Origin of the sequence: Emcibacter sp., assembly GCF_963675455.1 — a bacterium.
In the GTDB taxonomy this organism is placed as follows: Bacteria; Pseudomonadota; Alphaproteobacteria; order Sphingomonadales; family Emcibacteraceae; genus Emcibacter.
In genome coordinates this window covers 984,604-1,000,603 of sequence record NZ_OY776217.1, presented here as the reverse complement: position 1 = coordinate 1,000,603, position 16,000 = coordinate 984,604, and the positions used below count along the sequence as shown (strand labels likewise).

1 protein-coding gene is annotated in these 16,000 nt (G+C 50.8%); it reads right to left on the bottom strand.

The annotated features are described in order from the left end of the window. Nucleotides 1-653: 653 nt before the first annotated feature. A complete protein-coding gene (locus ACORNT_RS04500; RefSeq protein WP_321395894.1) occupies nucleotides 654-15,938 on the bottom strand; it encodes a tandem-95 repeat protein in 15,285 nt (5,094 codons plus the stop codon). Nucleotides 15,939-16,000 lie beyond the last annotated feature (62 nt).

Here is a 16,000-nt window from a genome sequence, read left to right as displayed (position 1 = left end):
TTTTACCAAGCCGTTGAAGATCATTGCAACCTAACAAATTTGTCTCATCACGGCCAGAGATCAGCTGCTGTGGAGCGGTCTGTGCGGATCTCAGGGACTCAGGAAGAGACTTTTCCTTGCTATCACCGCAATACCAACTTGCTCGACAGCCTTACCAGCTCAGGACTGGCTTCGGCTACCTTTCGACTTATATGAAGAATTTCCGGCATCCCTCGCAGCCCGCCGCCGTTCCGCTAGGTCTTAAACAACACATCAATGAGAGGGGTTAGCTGATTTCGGGAGTTAAAGGTGATCCTGCGAAGAGGCAGGCGCGCCACGGTTACGCCGTACAGAAGAACTGATCTCAAGCCAAACTTGCCGGCATCCGATAGCTTGATAGGGTCGCGCACTATGACAATACCGTACTCGGCATGCTGGAATAAGAACCTAGCCGTTGATATATAGAAATGGTGCTCACCCATATCACACAAATAACGGTCCTTTTACCGCAAGACCTGCGTCTTCAGGCAACACGAATTCCCCGTCACTGAGCGAAAAATCTGCGATCAAACACCTGTCTCCATCAATGAAGGCATCTTACTGTATCAAAGTTCAGGATTTGTATGGAAATTGTCCCCGCACCCCCTTGCAACTCTACATTTCTTTACAGCTCGTTATCCAGCCCTGCTCTCCCATGTCGCCGCAATGACGGATACCAAAGAAGCGTTATTGGGATCTTCCAGATCAATCTCTCCACCTGTCGGCATAGTCATGCCGGCCATGGCCTGGATCAACTGGTTGACCTCGGAATGATCCAGGATCATGTTGGCGGTCTGGATATTTTCCACGTGATAGTCGCCGTTGTCGCCGTTGGCGAACCAGTCCGCCACGGTCACCTGGCTGTCACTGCCCAGATCATCGATAACCAGATCATCGCCAGTCTGGGTGAACCACAACTGGTTATAAGTGATACCATCCTCAAAGCTGACCGTGTCGTTTATTGAGGTTGTGTCCAGGTTGTTGATGGTATCGGAACCATCCCCCTGAGTGATCACATAGGTATCATCACCAAGCCCGGCATCCATCAAATCGTCCCCAGCATTGGCTGTAAGGACATTATCCGCGTCACTGCCAATGATGGCATCACTCCCGTTACCTGTGATAAGATTCTCAAACCCATAGATATTCTTGGCCGTGCTTGAAACGGCACCAGTGCCTGTTTCCAGGTTGAAGCTGGAATTTGCGGATGTATATGAGAAATCGGCGGTATCAATGCCGTCTCCACCAGAAAAGTTTTTAACGCCAATATTACCGATAACCAGGTCGTCGCCCGCACCGGCATCAATTGTATCGGCACCATTACCACTGTAGATAACTTCGTCCTCGGCTGTTGCAACAATCACATCATCCCCAGACGAACCATGAATTTCATCGATGTTCAGCAGGAGTGTTGTAGAGGAATCCAAAGTAGCGTTTGAACCCAGATAGAGGGCGTTGTAACCAGCTCCGCCATCTATTTCTTCAATACTATCCAGAACACTTGTGTAAATATCATCATCCTGATCAGAAGCAACAATGCTGTCATAACCCTCACCACCGAAGTAATGATCGGTTCCATCACCATTAACGTACAGGAAAGTATCATCGCCACCTTCACCATACAGGTAATCTATGCCGGCTTCACCAGAGATCACATTAGCAGAGGCATTGCCATAAATGGTTTCCGCTGCAAGACTCCCTCTGATCTCGTCAATGTTGACCAAAGTCAGGAGACGAGCATCCAGGATCTTATCCGTGTCATAGTTACTCAAACCAAGCACGTTGTAGCCGGCACCGCCGTCGACAACTTCGATTCCGTCCAGGGCACGGGTCCAGATGACATCATCACCTGAAGACCCCTGGACCGTGTCATAGCCGTCACCACCATAAAAAGCGTCCAGCCCATCTCCATCCGTATAAAGGAAAGTATCGTCGCCTCCTTCACCATACAGGTAATCCGTGCCGGCACCGCCGGAGATCAGGTTGTTAGAGGAATCCCCATAGACGGTATCAGCTGTAATACTCCCCCTGATTTCATCGATATTGATCAGGGTCAGAAGGCGGGCGTCCAGAATATTATCCGTATCATAGTTACTCAAACCAAGAACGTTGTAACCGGCACCGCCGTCGATGACCTCGATCCCGTCCAGGGCGCGGGTCCAAATCACATCATCGCCCGAAGACCCCTGGACAGTGTCATAACCCTCACCGCCATAAAAAGCATCATGTTCATCACCATCGATATAGAGGAAGGTATCATCGCCACCTTCACCATACAGGTAATCCGTGCCGGCACCGCCGGAGATCAGGTTGGCCGATGAATCCCCATAGATGGTATCAGCTGTAATACTCCCCTTGATTTCATCGATATTGATCAGGGTCAGAAGGCGGGCGTCCAGAATATTATCCGTATCATAGTTACTCAAACCAAGAACGTTGTAACCGGCACCGCCGTCGATGACCTCGATCCCGTCCAGGGCGCGGGTCCAAATCACATCATCGCCCGAAGACCCTTGGACAGTGTCATAACCCTCACCGCCATAAAAAGCATCATGTCCATCACCATTCGTGTATAGGAAGGTATCATCGCCACCTTCACCATACAGGTAATCTGTACCGCCCTTGCCTTCAATAGCATCGGCTACAGCTGTTCCGGTCAGCGTTTCTGCCGAGCTGGTTCCTCCAATATAATTCAGGGACTGGGAAATCACATCGATGGAAGCTATGGCAATAGCATTCAAACCATTCCCGTCATCAATAGTGAAACTTATCGGAACATCCGCACCCACATAGTCCGTGAGCGGCGTAAAGGTCCAAGTGGCATTGCCATTGTCTGCAAGAGTCCCGTAAGCCGGATCCACAGACACAGAAGTGATTGTCAGCGTATCGCCATCTTGATCGGTCGAATTAGCCAGAAGTTCAGTTGCCGAGATGATGACAGACCCGTTCTCACTCACTGAACCAAGGTTGATGTCGCCAGCATCAGGTGCTTCATTCACACCACCTACCGTTACAGATATTATCTGCTGCGTGCCTTCGACTCCATCATTGGCAGAGACTTCAACTTCGTAGATATTGTCGGCATCCAAATCTCCCGGGGCTTCAAAATCCGGAGCAGACAGGAAACTCAACTCACCTGTGACACTGTCAACCTGGAACAAGGTAGCATCGTCACCGCCAGTGATACTGTAGGTAACTGCCTCCCCATCAGCATCTGTCGCCGTCACCGTGGTTACAATGGTTTCGTTTTCGTTGATATTCACAGTAGCCAAAGATGTGAACACAGGTGCATCCTGTTGAGCGAGCACATCCACAGTCGCTGTGGCATAGGCGGCAAGATTACCGTCGCTGACTGTAAAGCTAAGGGGTAAATCATCCGCCACAAAGTCAGCAAACGGTGAAAAGGTCCAGGTATTGTCGCCATTGTCGATAATGGATCCGTACGCCGGGTCAACTGTAACAGAGGTCACAACCAATACATCACCATCCACGTCGGAAGATTCAGCAAGGAGTTCCGCCGCCGTGATTACAAGGACCCCATCTTCGTTCATCAATCCCAGGTCGACAGTTCCTACTACCGGCACCTCATTGACATTCTCAACGGTCACAAAAATCAATTGTGGAATGGCATCGGTACCATCTGACACAGATACCTCCACCTCGTAGACATTGTCCGCATCCACATCGCCCGGCGTTTCAAAATCGGGGGCGTTGAGAAAACTCAGCTCGCCTGTTGTCCCATCAACCTGGAACAGGGCTGCATCTGCGCCGCCTGTAATGCCGTAGGTCAGGCTCTCCCCATCCACATCCGTTGCCGTCACTGTGGTGACAACGGTCTCATTTTCGTTAATATTCACTGTGGCTGAGGAGGTAAATACAGGAGCGTCCTGAAGCCCGGTCACATCAATAGAAACTGTGCCTTCAGTTGTCAAAGCGCCATCACTGACATTAATTGTGATCGGCACACCGCTGCCGAAATAGTCTGCCGCCGGGGAGAAGGTCCAGGTTCCGTCCCCATTGTCTGCAATTTCTCCATAGGCCGCATCAACGGCAACCGAGATAACACTCAGAACATCTCCTTCCACATCAGAAGCCGCCGTCAAAAGCTGCTCCGTCGTCATCAGGAAGGACCCCTCTTCATTGACAGAACCAAGGCTGATGTTATTCACCACGGGGGCATCATTCACTGCAAGAACATCTATCGTCGCTGTTGCCGTATCCACGAGGCCGTGACCATCATAGACAGTAAATGTAACTTCTACATTCTCTCCGACATAGTCTGCACTCGGCGTGAAGACCAGCAGGTTGTTTCCATTCGCCACAATAGAGCCATATGCCGGATCAACAGTCGCTGACAAAATAGTAAGAGTATCTCCATCCACATCTGTCGCATTCGCAAGGAAATCGGCAGGGTCAAGCAGGAGAGCTGTATCCTCATCCACAAACCCGAGATCCACATTTCCTGCCTCCGGCGCTTCGTTGATATTCTCTACTGTTACCGAAAGAAGCTGGGGTGTGCTGACTGTACCGTCAGACACAGACACCTCCACCTCATAGACATTGTTCGCATCCACATCACCCGGCGTTTCAAAATCAGGGGCGCTGAGGAAGCTCAGCTCGCCTGTCGTCCCGTCAATCTGGAACAGAGATTCATCATTTCCGCCCGTAATGCTGTAGCTAAGGCCTGCCGCCTCTTCATCGATTGCAGTTACCGTGGAAACAATACTTTCATTTTCATTCACAATAACGGATGCTGAAGAAGTAATCACCGGCGCATCCACATCATTGCCAACGGTCACAAAAATCAATTGTGGAATGGCATCGGTACCATCTGACACAGATACCTCCACCTCGTAGACATTGTCCGCATCCACATCGCCCGGCGTTTCAAAGTCGGGGGCGTTGAGAAAACTCAGCTCGCCTGTCATCCCGTCAACCTGGAACAGGGCCGCATCGGCGCCGCCCGTAATGCTGTAGGTCAGGTTCTCCCCATCCACATCCGTTGCCGTCACTGTGGTGACAACGGTCTCATTTTCGTTAATATTCACTGTGGCTGAGGAGGTAAATACAGGAGCGTCCTGAAGCCCGGTCACATCAATAGAAACTGTGCCTTCAGTTGTCAAAGCGCCATCACTGACATTAATTGTGATCGGCACACCGCTGCCGAAATAGTCTGCCGCCGGGGAGAAGGTCCAGGTTCCGTCCCCATTGTCTGCAATTTCTCCATAGGCCGCATCAACGGCAACCGAGATAACACTCAGAACATCTCCTTCCACATCAGAAGCCGCCGTCAAAAGCTGCTCCGTCGTCATCAGGAAGGACCCCTCTTCATTGACAGAACCAAGGCTGATGTTATTCACCGCGGGGGCTTCATTGACATCTTCAACGGTCACGGAAATTAGTTGCGGGACATTCTCGGTGCCGTCCGACACAGACACTTCAACTTCATAGACGTTGTCCATATCCATATCACCCGGCGTTTCAAAATCGGGGGCGCTGAGGAAGCTCAGTTCGCCTGTTGTCCCATCAATCTGGAACAGAGATTCATCATTCCCGCCCGTAATACTGTAGGTCAGGTTCTCCCCATCCATATCCGTTGCCGTCACTGTGGTGACTGCGGTTTCATTTTCGTTTATCTGAACAATATCGTCAGATGTAAATACCGGTATAGAATTGACCTGATATGTTCCGTCTGCAAAGCTCAGTATCTCAACATTCTCAACAATGTCAGTACCTTCGTCACCATCAGCCGCATTCATGTCGGTTACAGTGTAGGTATAATCTCCATTATAGGACACAGTGAAATCCGCAATGTTGCCGGCGAACACTGCGGTATCTATTCCCGCACCACCATCTATAGTATCGTCACCCTCACCTCCGGTTATAATATCTGTTCCGCTGCCACCCCATAAGCGGTCTGCTCCGGCTTCACCATAAAGAGTATCGTCATCAGCTCCCCCCTCCAGAGTATCCTTGCCAGCGCCTCCGTTCAGAGTGTCATTGGCAGAACCACCCCACATATATTCATTGGCATCTGTTCCGAGCAGATCATCTTCCCCGGAGGTTCCTGCAAAGGTCATGGCCGAAAGCTGCTCCATGGTCCATGTGGTACTGTCATCAAAGACAATAGTCTCGACACCATACTTGCTGCCTTTAAATTGGTCCTGAAGGAAAATGGAACCATCCGCGCCATAGATTGAAAGTGTTATATCATCCCAGTCGGAACTATCCCTCTGCAACAGGATATCCTCAGGATTAATACCTGCCCCGAGGATCAGACGGTTACCTGTCTCATCATCACCAGAAGTAGAACTGGAATATTCAACAATGGTGTCATGGCCATCCCCGAGATTGTATATATAATCATCCGGGTCACGGTCACCATACAGCACATCGTCACCGGTTCCACCAATCAATGTATCCGAGCCATACCACCCCTTGAGAGTATCATTGCCGGCACCACCCTCGACCGTGTCGCTACCCAAGTGACCGAATATCTCGTCGTCTCCGTCTGTCATCAACTGGGTCATGCCTGCGGCCGCCAACTGGGCCATCGACCATGTGGTACCACCATCAAAGACAATGGTTTCCACACCATATTTACTGCCGGCAAATTGATTCTGAAGAAATATGGACCCTTCAGCGTTGGCAAAAGTGAGAGTCACATGATTCCAGTTGCCGGGATCGCGTGTGACAATAACATCTCCCGGCGCAATACCTGCCCCAAGGATCAGGCGGTTGCCCGACGCGTCATCTCCAAGAGTAGAATCGGAATATTCAACAATGGTGTCATGGCCATCCCCGAGATTGTATATATAATCATCCGGGTCACGGTCACCATACAGCACATCGTCACCGGTTCCACCAATCAATGTATCCGAGCCATACCACCCCTTGAGAGTATCATTGCCGGCACCACCCTCGACCGTGTCGCTACCCAAGTGACCGAATATCTCGTCGTCTCCGTCTGTCATCAACTGGGTCATGCCTGCGGCCGCCAACTGGGCCATCGACCATGTGGTACCACCATCAAAGACAATGGTTTCCACACCATATTTACTGCCGGCAAATTGATTCTGAAGAAATATGGACCCTTCAGCGTTGGCAAAAGTGAGAGTCACATGATTCCAGTTGCCGGGATCGCGTGTGACAATAACATCTCCCGGCGCAATACCTGCCCCAAGGATCAGGCGGTTGCCCGACGCGTCATCTCCTAGAGTAGAATCGGAATATTCAACAATGGTGTCATGGCCATCCCCCAGATTGTATATATAATCATCCGGGTCCCGGTCTCCCGCAAGATAATCATCTCCGGCGCCCCCCATAAGCGTATCATAGCCGCGCCCACTCAGTATTTCGTCATTGCCAGCCCCACCATCAAAACTGTTGTTGCCCGTGCTACCAATCAGAGAATCGTCATAAGCAGAACCAATAATATGCTCGATGCTGGTCAGTACATCCCCTTCTGCTGAACCTCCCGAGAAGGAAGATGACCCCAGGTTAATATCAACAGCCCCTGATGAATATTGATAAGTGACCGTGTCAGAACCGGCGTTACCATTTATGGTATCTGCGCCAACTCCTCCGTCAATAATGTCATCGTAAGCACTGCCTGTAATGATATCATCTCCCTCAAGAGAGAATATCTGATGCGCCTGAATCCCCGCACTGAAATCAACGTCATCAATCTGGTCGGTCCCCACATACAAGGTCACATCGATCGGTACAGACTCTACAGTAACAGTGAACTGATCAGATATGGAGGCGCCCGACAATTCCTCCACTGTCATCAATATATCGAGGTTACCGATGGCCGTTTCATCCGGCGTTCCGCTAAACGTCAGGGTATTTTCATCGAATGTCAGCCATGCCGGAAGCGGAGTTCCATCCGCGAGTGTTGCAGTTATTGTCAAAACTTCACCGAAATCTGCATCCGAGAAAAGATCGACTGGTAGTTCGTAGCTGAAGGGTACCGTGGCCAGTATGGTTTGATCTATAAGATCTCCGTTCTGCACCGGTAAATCATTCACATTCTGAACCGTAAGATCAAAAACATCAGAGGAAGAAGAACCGGCAAGGTCAGTCGCAATTACCTTGACCTGGAACACACCGACGTCTGTATTCCCCGGCATACCGGAAAAAATCCCCGTTTGTGCATCCAAGGTCAGCCAGGCAGGCAGGGCAGTATCATCTGCAAGAGTCGCTGAATAGGTAAGTTGATCGCCATTGTCCATATCCGAGAAGGCATCCGCAGGTACCTCAAACAAAAACTCGACCTCTTCAGTAGCTATTGCATCAGAAATGCCGTTCTGGACTTCGGGAGCATCATTTGTGTTTGCGACATACAGGTACAGGCTATTTGTTTCCGACTGTAGCTGTGCATCCGTCGCCGTCACAGTAATACGAAAACCCCCAACATCTTCGTTCGACGCTGTACCAGTCAATTCACCCGTTGCAGGATCTATAGTCATCCAGACCGGCAAATTGCTGCCGTCTTCCATGGTAGCGGAATACGTCACACCACCTCCGGCAAACATACCTTCGGGGAGAACCACTGCAAAAGGAGCATCTTCTTGAATGGTGGACGAGGCAAGGAATACCTCCTTGTCATCAAAGATAACCCGTTCGATTCCTGACAAAGCATCCTTTCCATCCGGACCGCTCACGGAGTAGGAACCATCCGTCTCCTGGACAATGGTGTAGTCGTCAGTAAGCCCGGCGAACCTGGCCGCATCGACCCCGTCGCCGCCGGACAGGACATCATCTCCGGCTCCTCCTGTAAGTATATTGTCTCCGGCATCTCCAATGATGCTATCAGACCCACCTGTTCCGACGGCATTTTCTATGGAAATAAAGTTCTCTGTATCTCCTCCGGAGAACACGATATTTTGAAGTGCCAGATTAATGGTAGCGTTTGTAGATGAGTAGCTAAAGTCAACAGTATCACTTCCGGCGCCTCCATCGAAACTGTCCGTTCCAGCTCCCCCAGACAGGATATCATCACCGTCCCCTCCATAGAGCGCATCATTACCGTTTTCGCCATACAGGATGTCGTTACCACCATTCCCGGTCAGGGAATCATTCCTGTCACCGCCCCAAAGGATATTATTCCCGTCATCACCGATGAGGACATCATGGCCTCCGCCACCGCGAATATTTTCGATGGAAACCAATGTGTCGACGAGACTGCTACCGGTTTTGCCGCCGGTTCCGGACACCAGGTTGACGGTGTAATTATCTATTATGACGTAAGAGTAATCAGCCGTATCACTTCCTGCTCCGCCGTCAAGAATGTCGGCAGCTCCACCTCCGGAAAGCAGATCATCCCCGTCTCCGCCCAACAAGGTATCAGTGTCATACCCTCCGTAGAGGCGGTCATTACCTTGCCCCCCGTCAAGCAAGTCATTTCCGGCACCGCCAACAAGGGTGTCGTCCCCTACTCCACCATAGAGATCATCACTACCGTCGTAACCGTAAAGGGAATCATTCCCCAATCCACCGGAAATCACGTCAGCGGAATCAAAGCCGTCGATCCTGTCGTCCAGGTCCGTCCCCCCCAAAAAGGCCGCTCTAATATCATCAGTATCCCAGATGGTGCCATCGTAGAAATGGAATTCATCAATGCCCTCATAATATTTGTCAAACTGATCAATAATCAGAATCTGGTCATCAGTGCCGTCCACCTTAATGGTCAGATCCATCAAGTCGTCGCTTCTGATCAATGTGATATTCTGTGTTGTGATTCCATCACCAAAAACCAGCTTGTCGGCATTCCAGTAAGACGCAGCCCCCTCAAATATATTGTCATGGCCATATCCCAGTCCAAAGATATAGGTGTCATAACCATCGCCGCCGCGAAGCGTGTCGTTGCCTGCACCACCATCGAGCACATCGCTTGTTTCAAATCCTATCAGCGTGTCATCACCATCGGTGCCGACGAGATACATATTCTGTATGTCCTGCCAGCTCCATACCGTGCCATCTGCAAAAACAAACTCTTCCATGCGATATAGATTGAGAGTAGTTTCGTTGAACTGGTTATTGATCAGCAAGGTATCTTCAAAACCTTCAATCCCAACGAGCAAATCCTCGCCTTGTCTGGTCAGGATGATATTTTCAGTTGTGACCCCTTGCCCGAAGACAACCCGATCCGGTGTGTCATAGGCCACATGATCAAGGTAATCGTTGATATAGTCGTTTCCATACCCCACATCAAAGACATAGGTATCGCCGGAACGTCCGCCTTCCAGTATATCGTTACCCGCCCCACCGTCCATATAGTCACGACCATTGGTGCCTATCAGATGATCGTCTCCATCTGTACTTTCAAGAAGTTGCAGCGCCACGTCGGCCAATGTCCAGACGGTACCATCATGGAAATGAAATTCTTCAATCTCGTACAGATCGCTAAAGGCAAACTGCCCAAGAAGGGTCAATGTATCCTCATAACCGTCAATGCCAACGATGAGACTATCCCCGCTACGGGTGAAATAGATATTGTCAACAGTAATGCCCTGCCCAAACGAAACCTTGTCGGGACTGTCGTATGCTACGTGATCCAGTTTGTCATAAACAACGTCATTGCCATAACCGATGTCAAAGACATAAGTATCACCGGAACGTCCTCCTTCCAGCCTGTCATTTCCCGCTCCCCCGTCAAGAACATCCTGACTGTTGAACCCTATCAGGGTGTCATCACCTTCCGTGCCCTGCAGCAGAAGTTCCTGCACATCAAACTGGCTAAGAACAGTACCGTCACTGAAGTGGAATTCCTCGACTTCATGCAAAGCGGTAAAATTAAACTGGCCTGAAATTGTCAGCTTATCCGTGGTTCCGGCGATCTCAATGATCAGCGCACTGCCATCTCTTGTAAAAATTAAATCCTCAGGAGCTATATTCTCTCCAAACGATATTTTGTCGGTTCCGCCAAAGGTATTATTGTGATCATTATCATAGACAACATCCTGACCATAGCCTCGACCAAAGATATAAGTATCACTCCTGGCATCACCGAGAAGGGTATCATTCCCCAACCCGCCGTCCAGCGTGTCTTCTGTTGTCGAAAAACCATCGATAACATCGTCACCATCGGTTTTCTGCTGCAGAAGATACAGATCCTGAATATCCTCCCAGTTCAATATGGTACCGTCAAAGAACTCAAATTCCTCGACCCGGTAGTCACCATACTGACCATACATTCCATTGACGGTGAGCTCATCGGCATGCCCTTCAAAGGTAAGGATGGCTGTGTTACCATTACGCCCTACCCGGAGGTCTGCAACGGTAAACCCGTCTCCGAACACCACCCTGTCAGGCGCATCGTCAAGAACACTTTCCTGATAATCACTGATGGTGTCATGGCCATAGCCAGGATTGAAGATATAGGTATCCCCGCCATCACCGCCGGCCAGGAAGTCATCACCCAGACCGCCATCAAGAACATCTGCCGAGAAGAAACCATAAATGACATCATTGCCATCCGTCTTGCCTTCTTCCAGCAGAAGGTCCTGGATTTCAAAGGCATTGAGGAAAGTACCGTCCGCAAACTCGACATATTCAATCATGTCAAAGCGGATGACACCAAACACACCGGTGTTAAAACCGTCAAACTGGTTTCTGAGAGTAACAGTTTCGCCGGTTTCATTGATGGTGATTACAAGGTTCAAACTGCCGCCGTCACGAGAGAAAGTAACCTCATCGGCATAAACATCCTTGAAAATAACCCGGTCGGCGTCATTGGTCAGGATATTGTCCTGGTTATCTTCAATGACCGTATGTCCATAACCTTTGCCAATCAGGTAGTTATCACCCACGTTGCCGCCGGACAGAAAATCGCTGCCGCCATGGCCGTCAATGGTGTCGCCATAATAAAAGCCGTAAATATTTTCCTGGGCCTCGGTACCCTGGGTCAATACCCCGATAACCTCTTCCCAAGTGTAGCCTGTTCCGTCGTCAAAGGCGAAATTCTCGATCCGGTCCAGCCAGCGAATACCCAGAACTCCGGTGTCGAACGCATCAAACTGGTCGATGATGGTAAGAGTTTCGCCGGTCGTATTCAGGGTAACAACCAGGTCATCTGAATTGCCGTTACGGGAGAAAGTAATGTCGTCCCGGGTCAGGCTATCCCTGAAGGCGACGATATCAGGGCCGCCTAGAAGAATATTGTCCGAAGTTTCGTCAATGCTGTCGTTGCCATACCCTTCGCCAAAGTAATAAAGATCGGCATCGTTGCCGCCCTTAAGAAGGTCCGTCCCCGCGCCCCCGTCCAGCACATCAATGTCATTGGTGCCGGTAATGATCTGGTCACTTGCGTCAGGTGTGGACACGGCCCTGGCAATATCAACCTTGTCCCAGACCGTTCCGTCGGCAAAGATGATCTCCGTCACCCCGCGGTCGGGATTGAAGTCCCCGCCGAACAAACCTGGCTCCCGGCCAAGGAACTGTTCCTCGATCCTGATTTCATTTCCGGTTGCGGTATCGGTCAGGATTAGGTCAATGCCGTCCCGGCGCGCGGTGATGTCCGCCGCTGTATGAACCGCAAAACGCAGGAGATCCGTATCATTGCTGTCGGTATCGTCAATCACCGCATTGGCAAAACCGCCACCCACCACATAGGCGTCATAGCCGTTGCCCCCGGCATAGGTCGATTCCGTAGTGCTGAGATAGAAAATATCTTCGTCAGCGGTGCCGTCCGTTGTCGCATCATCGGCCTCAATCACCGACTGGATATCAAAGATATCAACAACTTCCGCCAAAGACAGCACAGAGCCCGACGCCTCATATCCGGCCACAAGATTGGAAAACAGGAAGCTGTGGGTCAGCAACAGACTGCTTGAGCCGCGATCGAATCGTTCCAGGAAGATTTTCAGCACCGGATACCAGTTCTGAAGGTAGGTGCGGGCCTCTATTTCCGTGCCCGGCGCCCCGGCAAATATGTCAGTCATCACCGGTACAAGCTGATTTACGGCCGAAGAACTGAACAGCTCCTCTCCCCTGTCATAGCTGATATCGTCAAAGAAGCCGGACAGGCTTCCTTCCACCGCGAAGGTGACCGCAAGAATATCCTGCATGCGGGTCAGGCTTTCCACATAACCGACCAGGCTGCTGTAGGCCCCTACGCCGTCGACCAGATTGTCCCAGGGCATCTTCTCCCCGGTATATTTTTCAAAGAAGGTCAGATCCTGACCGGTCAGCTCGCCCAGACTTTCCCCGGCCGCAAGCGGCCAGTTCTGGATCTGGTTTTCGGTGATCGCGACAACAAGCTGGCCTTCGCCGTCATAGGTGTCGGTGCCGCTGTGCCGTACCCAGTGACCTTCCACCTCGTCATAATAGAAAAACTCGCTAACGGTGCGTGTGCCGTCCGGTGCCTCCGTATAGATGTAATAGATACCGGGCCGTTCGCCCTCGACCGCCCCGGCCCAGCTATACAGTACCGGCTTGACGGCCTCGCGCAGGTTGTCCAGGGTAATGTCCTGGGGCACAGAAGCGGAGACAGAATCCACCTGTGACAGCAATGCCGCATCCCGGGTCATGGCCACGCTCAGGTCGGCAAGCTCCCCGTGCCCGCGCAGCTCCGGCAATACCGCGGCTTCCGGACTGACCGTCAGGTCGCCCAGATCTTTCGTATTGAAATTGTCAATGGCGAAGGCCACATCATAAAGGTCGCCTGTGCTGCCATCGCCGCGGGTGAAGGAGCCCAAGCCCAGGACCGGATTGCCCGCATTGACCGCGTCTCCGCCGGTCGGGACGCCATAGGCAAGGTTCAGCGAGGTAATATTGTGATCGGCAAGGCTGCTGAGCTCGCCCGCATCGGTGATCCCGTCCTGATCCAGGTCCTGCCAGATCTTAAGTCCGGCAAAGCCGCTGTCCTGGGCGTCAATCACCCCGTCCAGATTTTCATCCAGAGCGGCCAGGGCGGCAAACCCGTCCTGTTCTGAATCGCCGAACATTTCGGAAATATCGTCGATCTTGCCGTTGGCGTTAAGATCGCGGACCAGGAAACCGTCGTCCGGGCGCACCCAGCCAGTGCGTTCGCCAAAGCCGTCTTCATCCATATCAAAATAGGGCGAGACCACCGTCTCCGACGTAAGCTCCAGCCCGTCCCCGTCCAGGTCGAGAACAAGGGGATCGGTAGTTTTCTTGCGTGGGGAACCGGTCCCGGCCTGCACGATAATATCAAGCGCCTCGTCCAGCCAGGAAACATGGGAACCCGGCACAAAATCCGCATCCATGAGCTGCATGAAATTGAAGTCGAGTTGGGCGATCTGGATGCCCGCCGTGGGGCTCGTCACACCCGGACCGCCCACATAATTGGCCACATAGGTGGTGTTGCCGAAAATCTTGTCGATAATCACCAGTTCACCGTCAGTATTGATGCCGTAAGTGGCGAAGAGGCTTTGGGCATAGGGGCTTTCCCCGCCCCCGTATTTAATACCGCCCGTCAGCCTCCAGCCCCACAGATAAAGACGGTCCTCACCTGTGGCGTCGGCGATCAGCGTATTGTCGGCAATCAGTACATTGTCTGCACCCTCACCGGTATAGATGACAGATCCAGCCCCGAACCATGCAATAAAGTCGTCTCCCGAACCGCCATAAATGGTCGAAGAGGCACCTTTACCGATTATAATATCATTACCTGATCCACCATCAATATCAGCATTGCTGGAGAAACTGGTGATGATATCCTCACCTTCTCCAGCATCAACAACATCTCCGGTTCCTTTACCAGAAAAAATCAAATCTTTTCCATCTGTACCGATGATGTGATCTCCCCCCACATCTCCGCCGATGGCAAATAACCCATAGCCATAGCTGGAAGCCGTGATCGACGAGGCATCCACAATGGCACCCTCATCTGCTGATGACTGAACGGAAAATCCGTTAAAAACGACAGTCTCAGAATCAGCTCCGCCGCTCAGGGCCGACATGATATCGAAATATTTTTCGTCAAAGGCCGGAGAAAAAATCTGAAGATTGATTGATGTCTGAACCTGCAACCAGTCATTGAAATAGTCAATTTCCTTGACGCTTGCGGGTACGTTGTCAGATACACCGTCAATTTTCGTGAAGTCTACAAAAATACCATTCGCATCGTCACTGAATACACCTTCCGCAGACAATCCGGATGGATTGTTCAAATTGTCATTGATCAGGTCAGCCGCAATCTGGAAGGCAAAGGAAATTAGTGAATTCCGAGCATCTTGGGTAAGATTAGCCACTTCACCTGTTTGAGTAAGCCGATCTAGGGAATCATAGAATTTCTGATAAAAATCGTCATTGTCCACCAAGGCGCGGAACAGAACGGTCCAATCCGGTTTATCCAGATTGTTCAATGGACCATCAATATCGCCATTCAACGACGTATTTACAATATAAGGAAGCCGCTCCAGTAATGACGTAAAGTCGCGGCCATCTCCACTATCTACACCTCTGTTTAACAAAAGAGCCAAAATATCAATCGCATGACGAGCCGCGGGAGATTCAAAATCCAGCGCCAGCAATAAATTATGCCACAAGCCTTCCCCGCTAAATGTAATTTCATGTGTTTCTTTAGCCAGCCAGGGCAAAGTTGTTTCTAATGTAGCTTCATCTTCATCCTGAAGCCCAAAATAAGTAGAGAGGCTGTTTACAAAAACAACAAGATTTTCCATCCACCATGTAGACAGGAATTCACCTTTAAGGTTGTAGGTGGTGATATGTTGTTTTGCTCGCTGATTAGCAAGGTAATAATCAATCACATTTTCATTGGAATACATCGCCCCCTGCACCGCTTCATCAAGCACAAAACCGTAAGGAGCTGGATCGAAGACAACTGCATCCACTTCATACCGGACGGCCATCATCCCCGCCAAGCCCCCCCCAAGTGAATGGCCCGTTACAGTCAATTTGTCTTTGCCATACTGGTCAATGACAAGCCGCATGATATAATCGGCATCTATGGCTTGCTCAACATATGCAAACGGAGAATCCGCAAAACCTATAT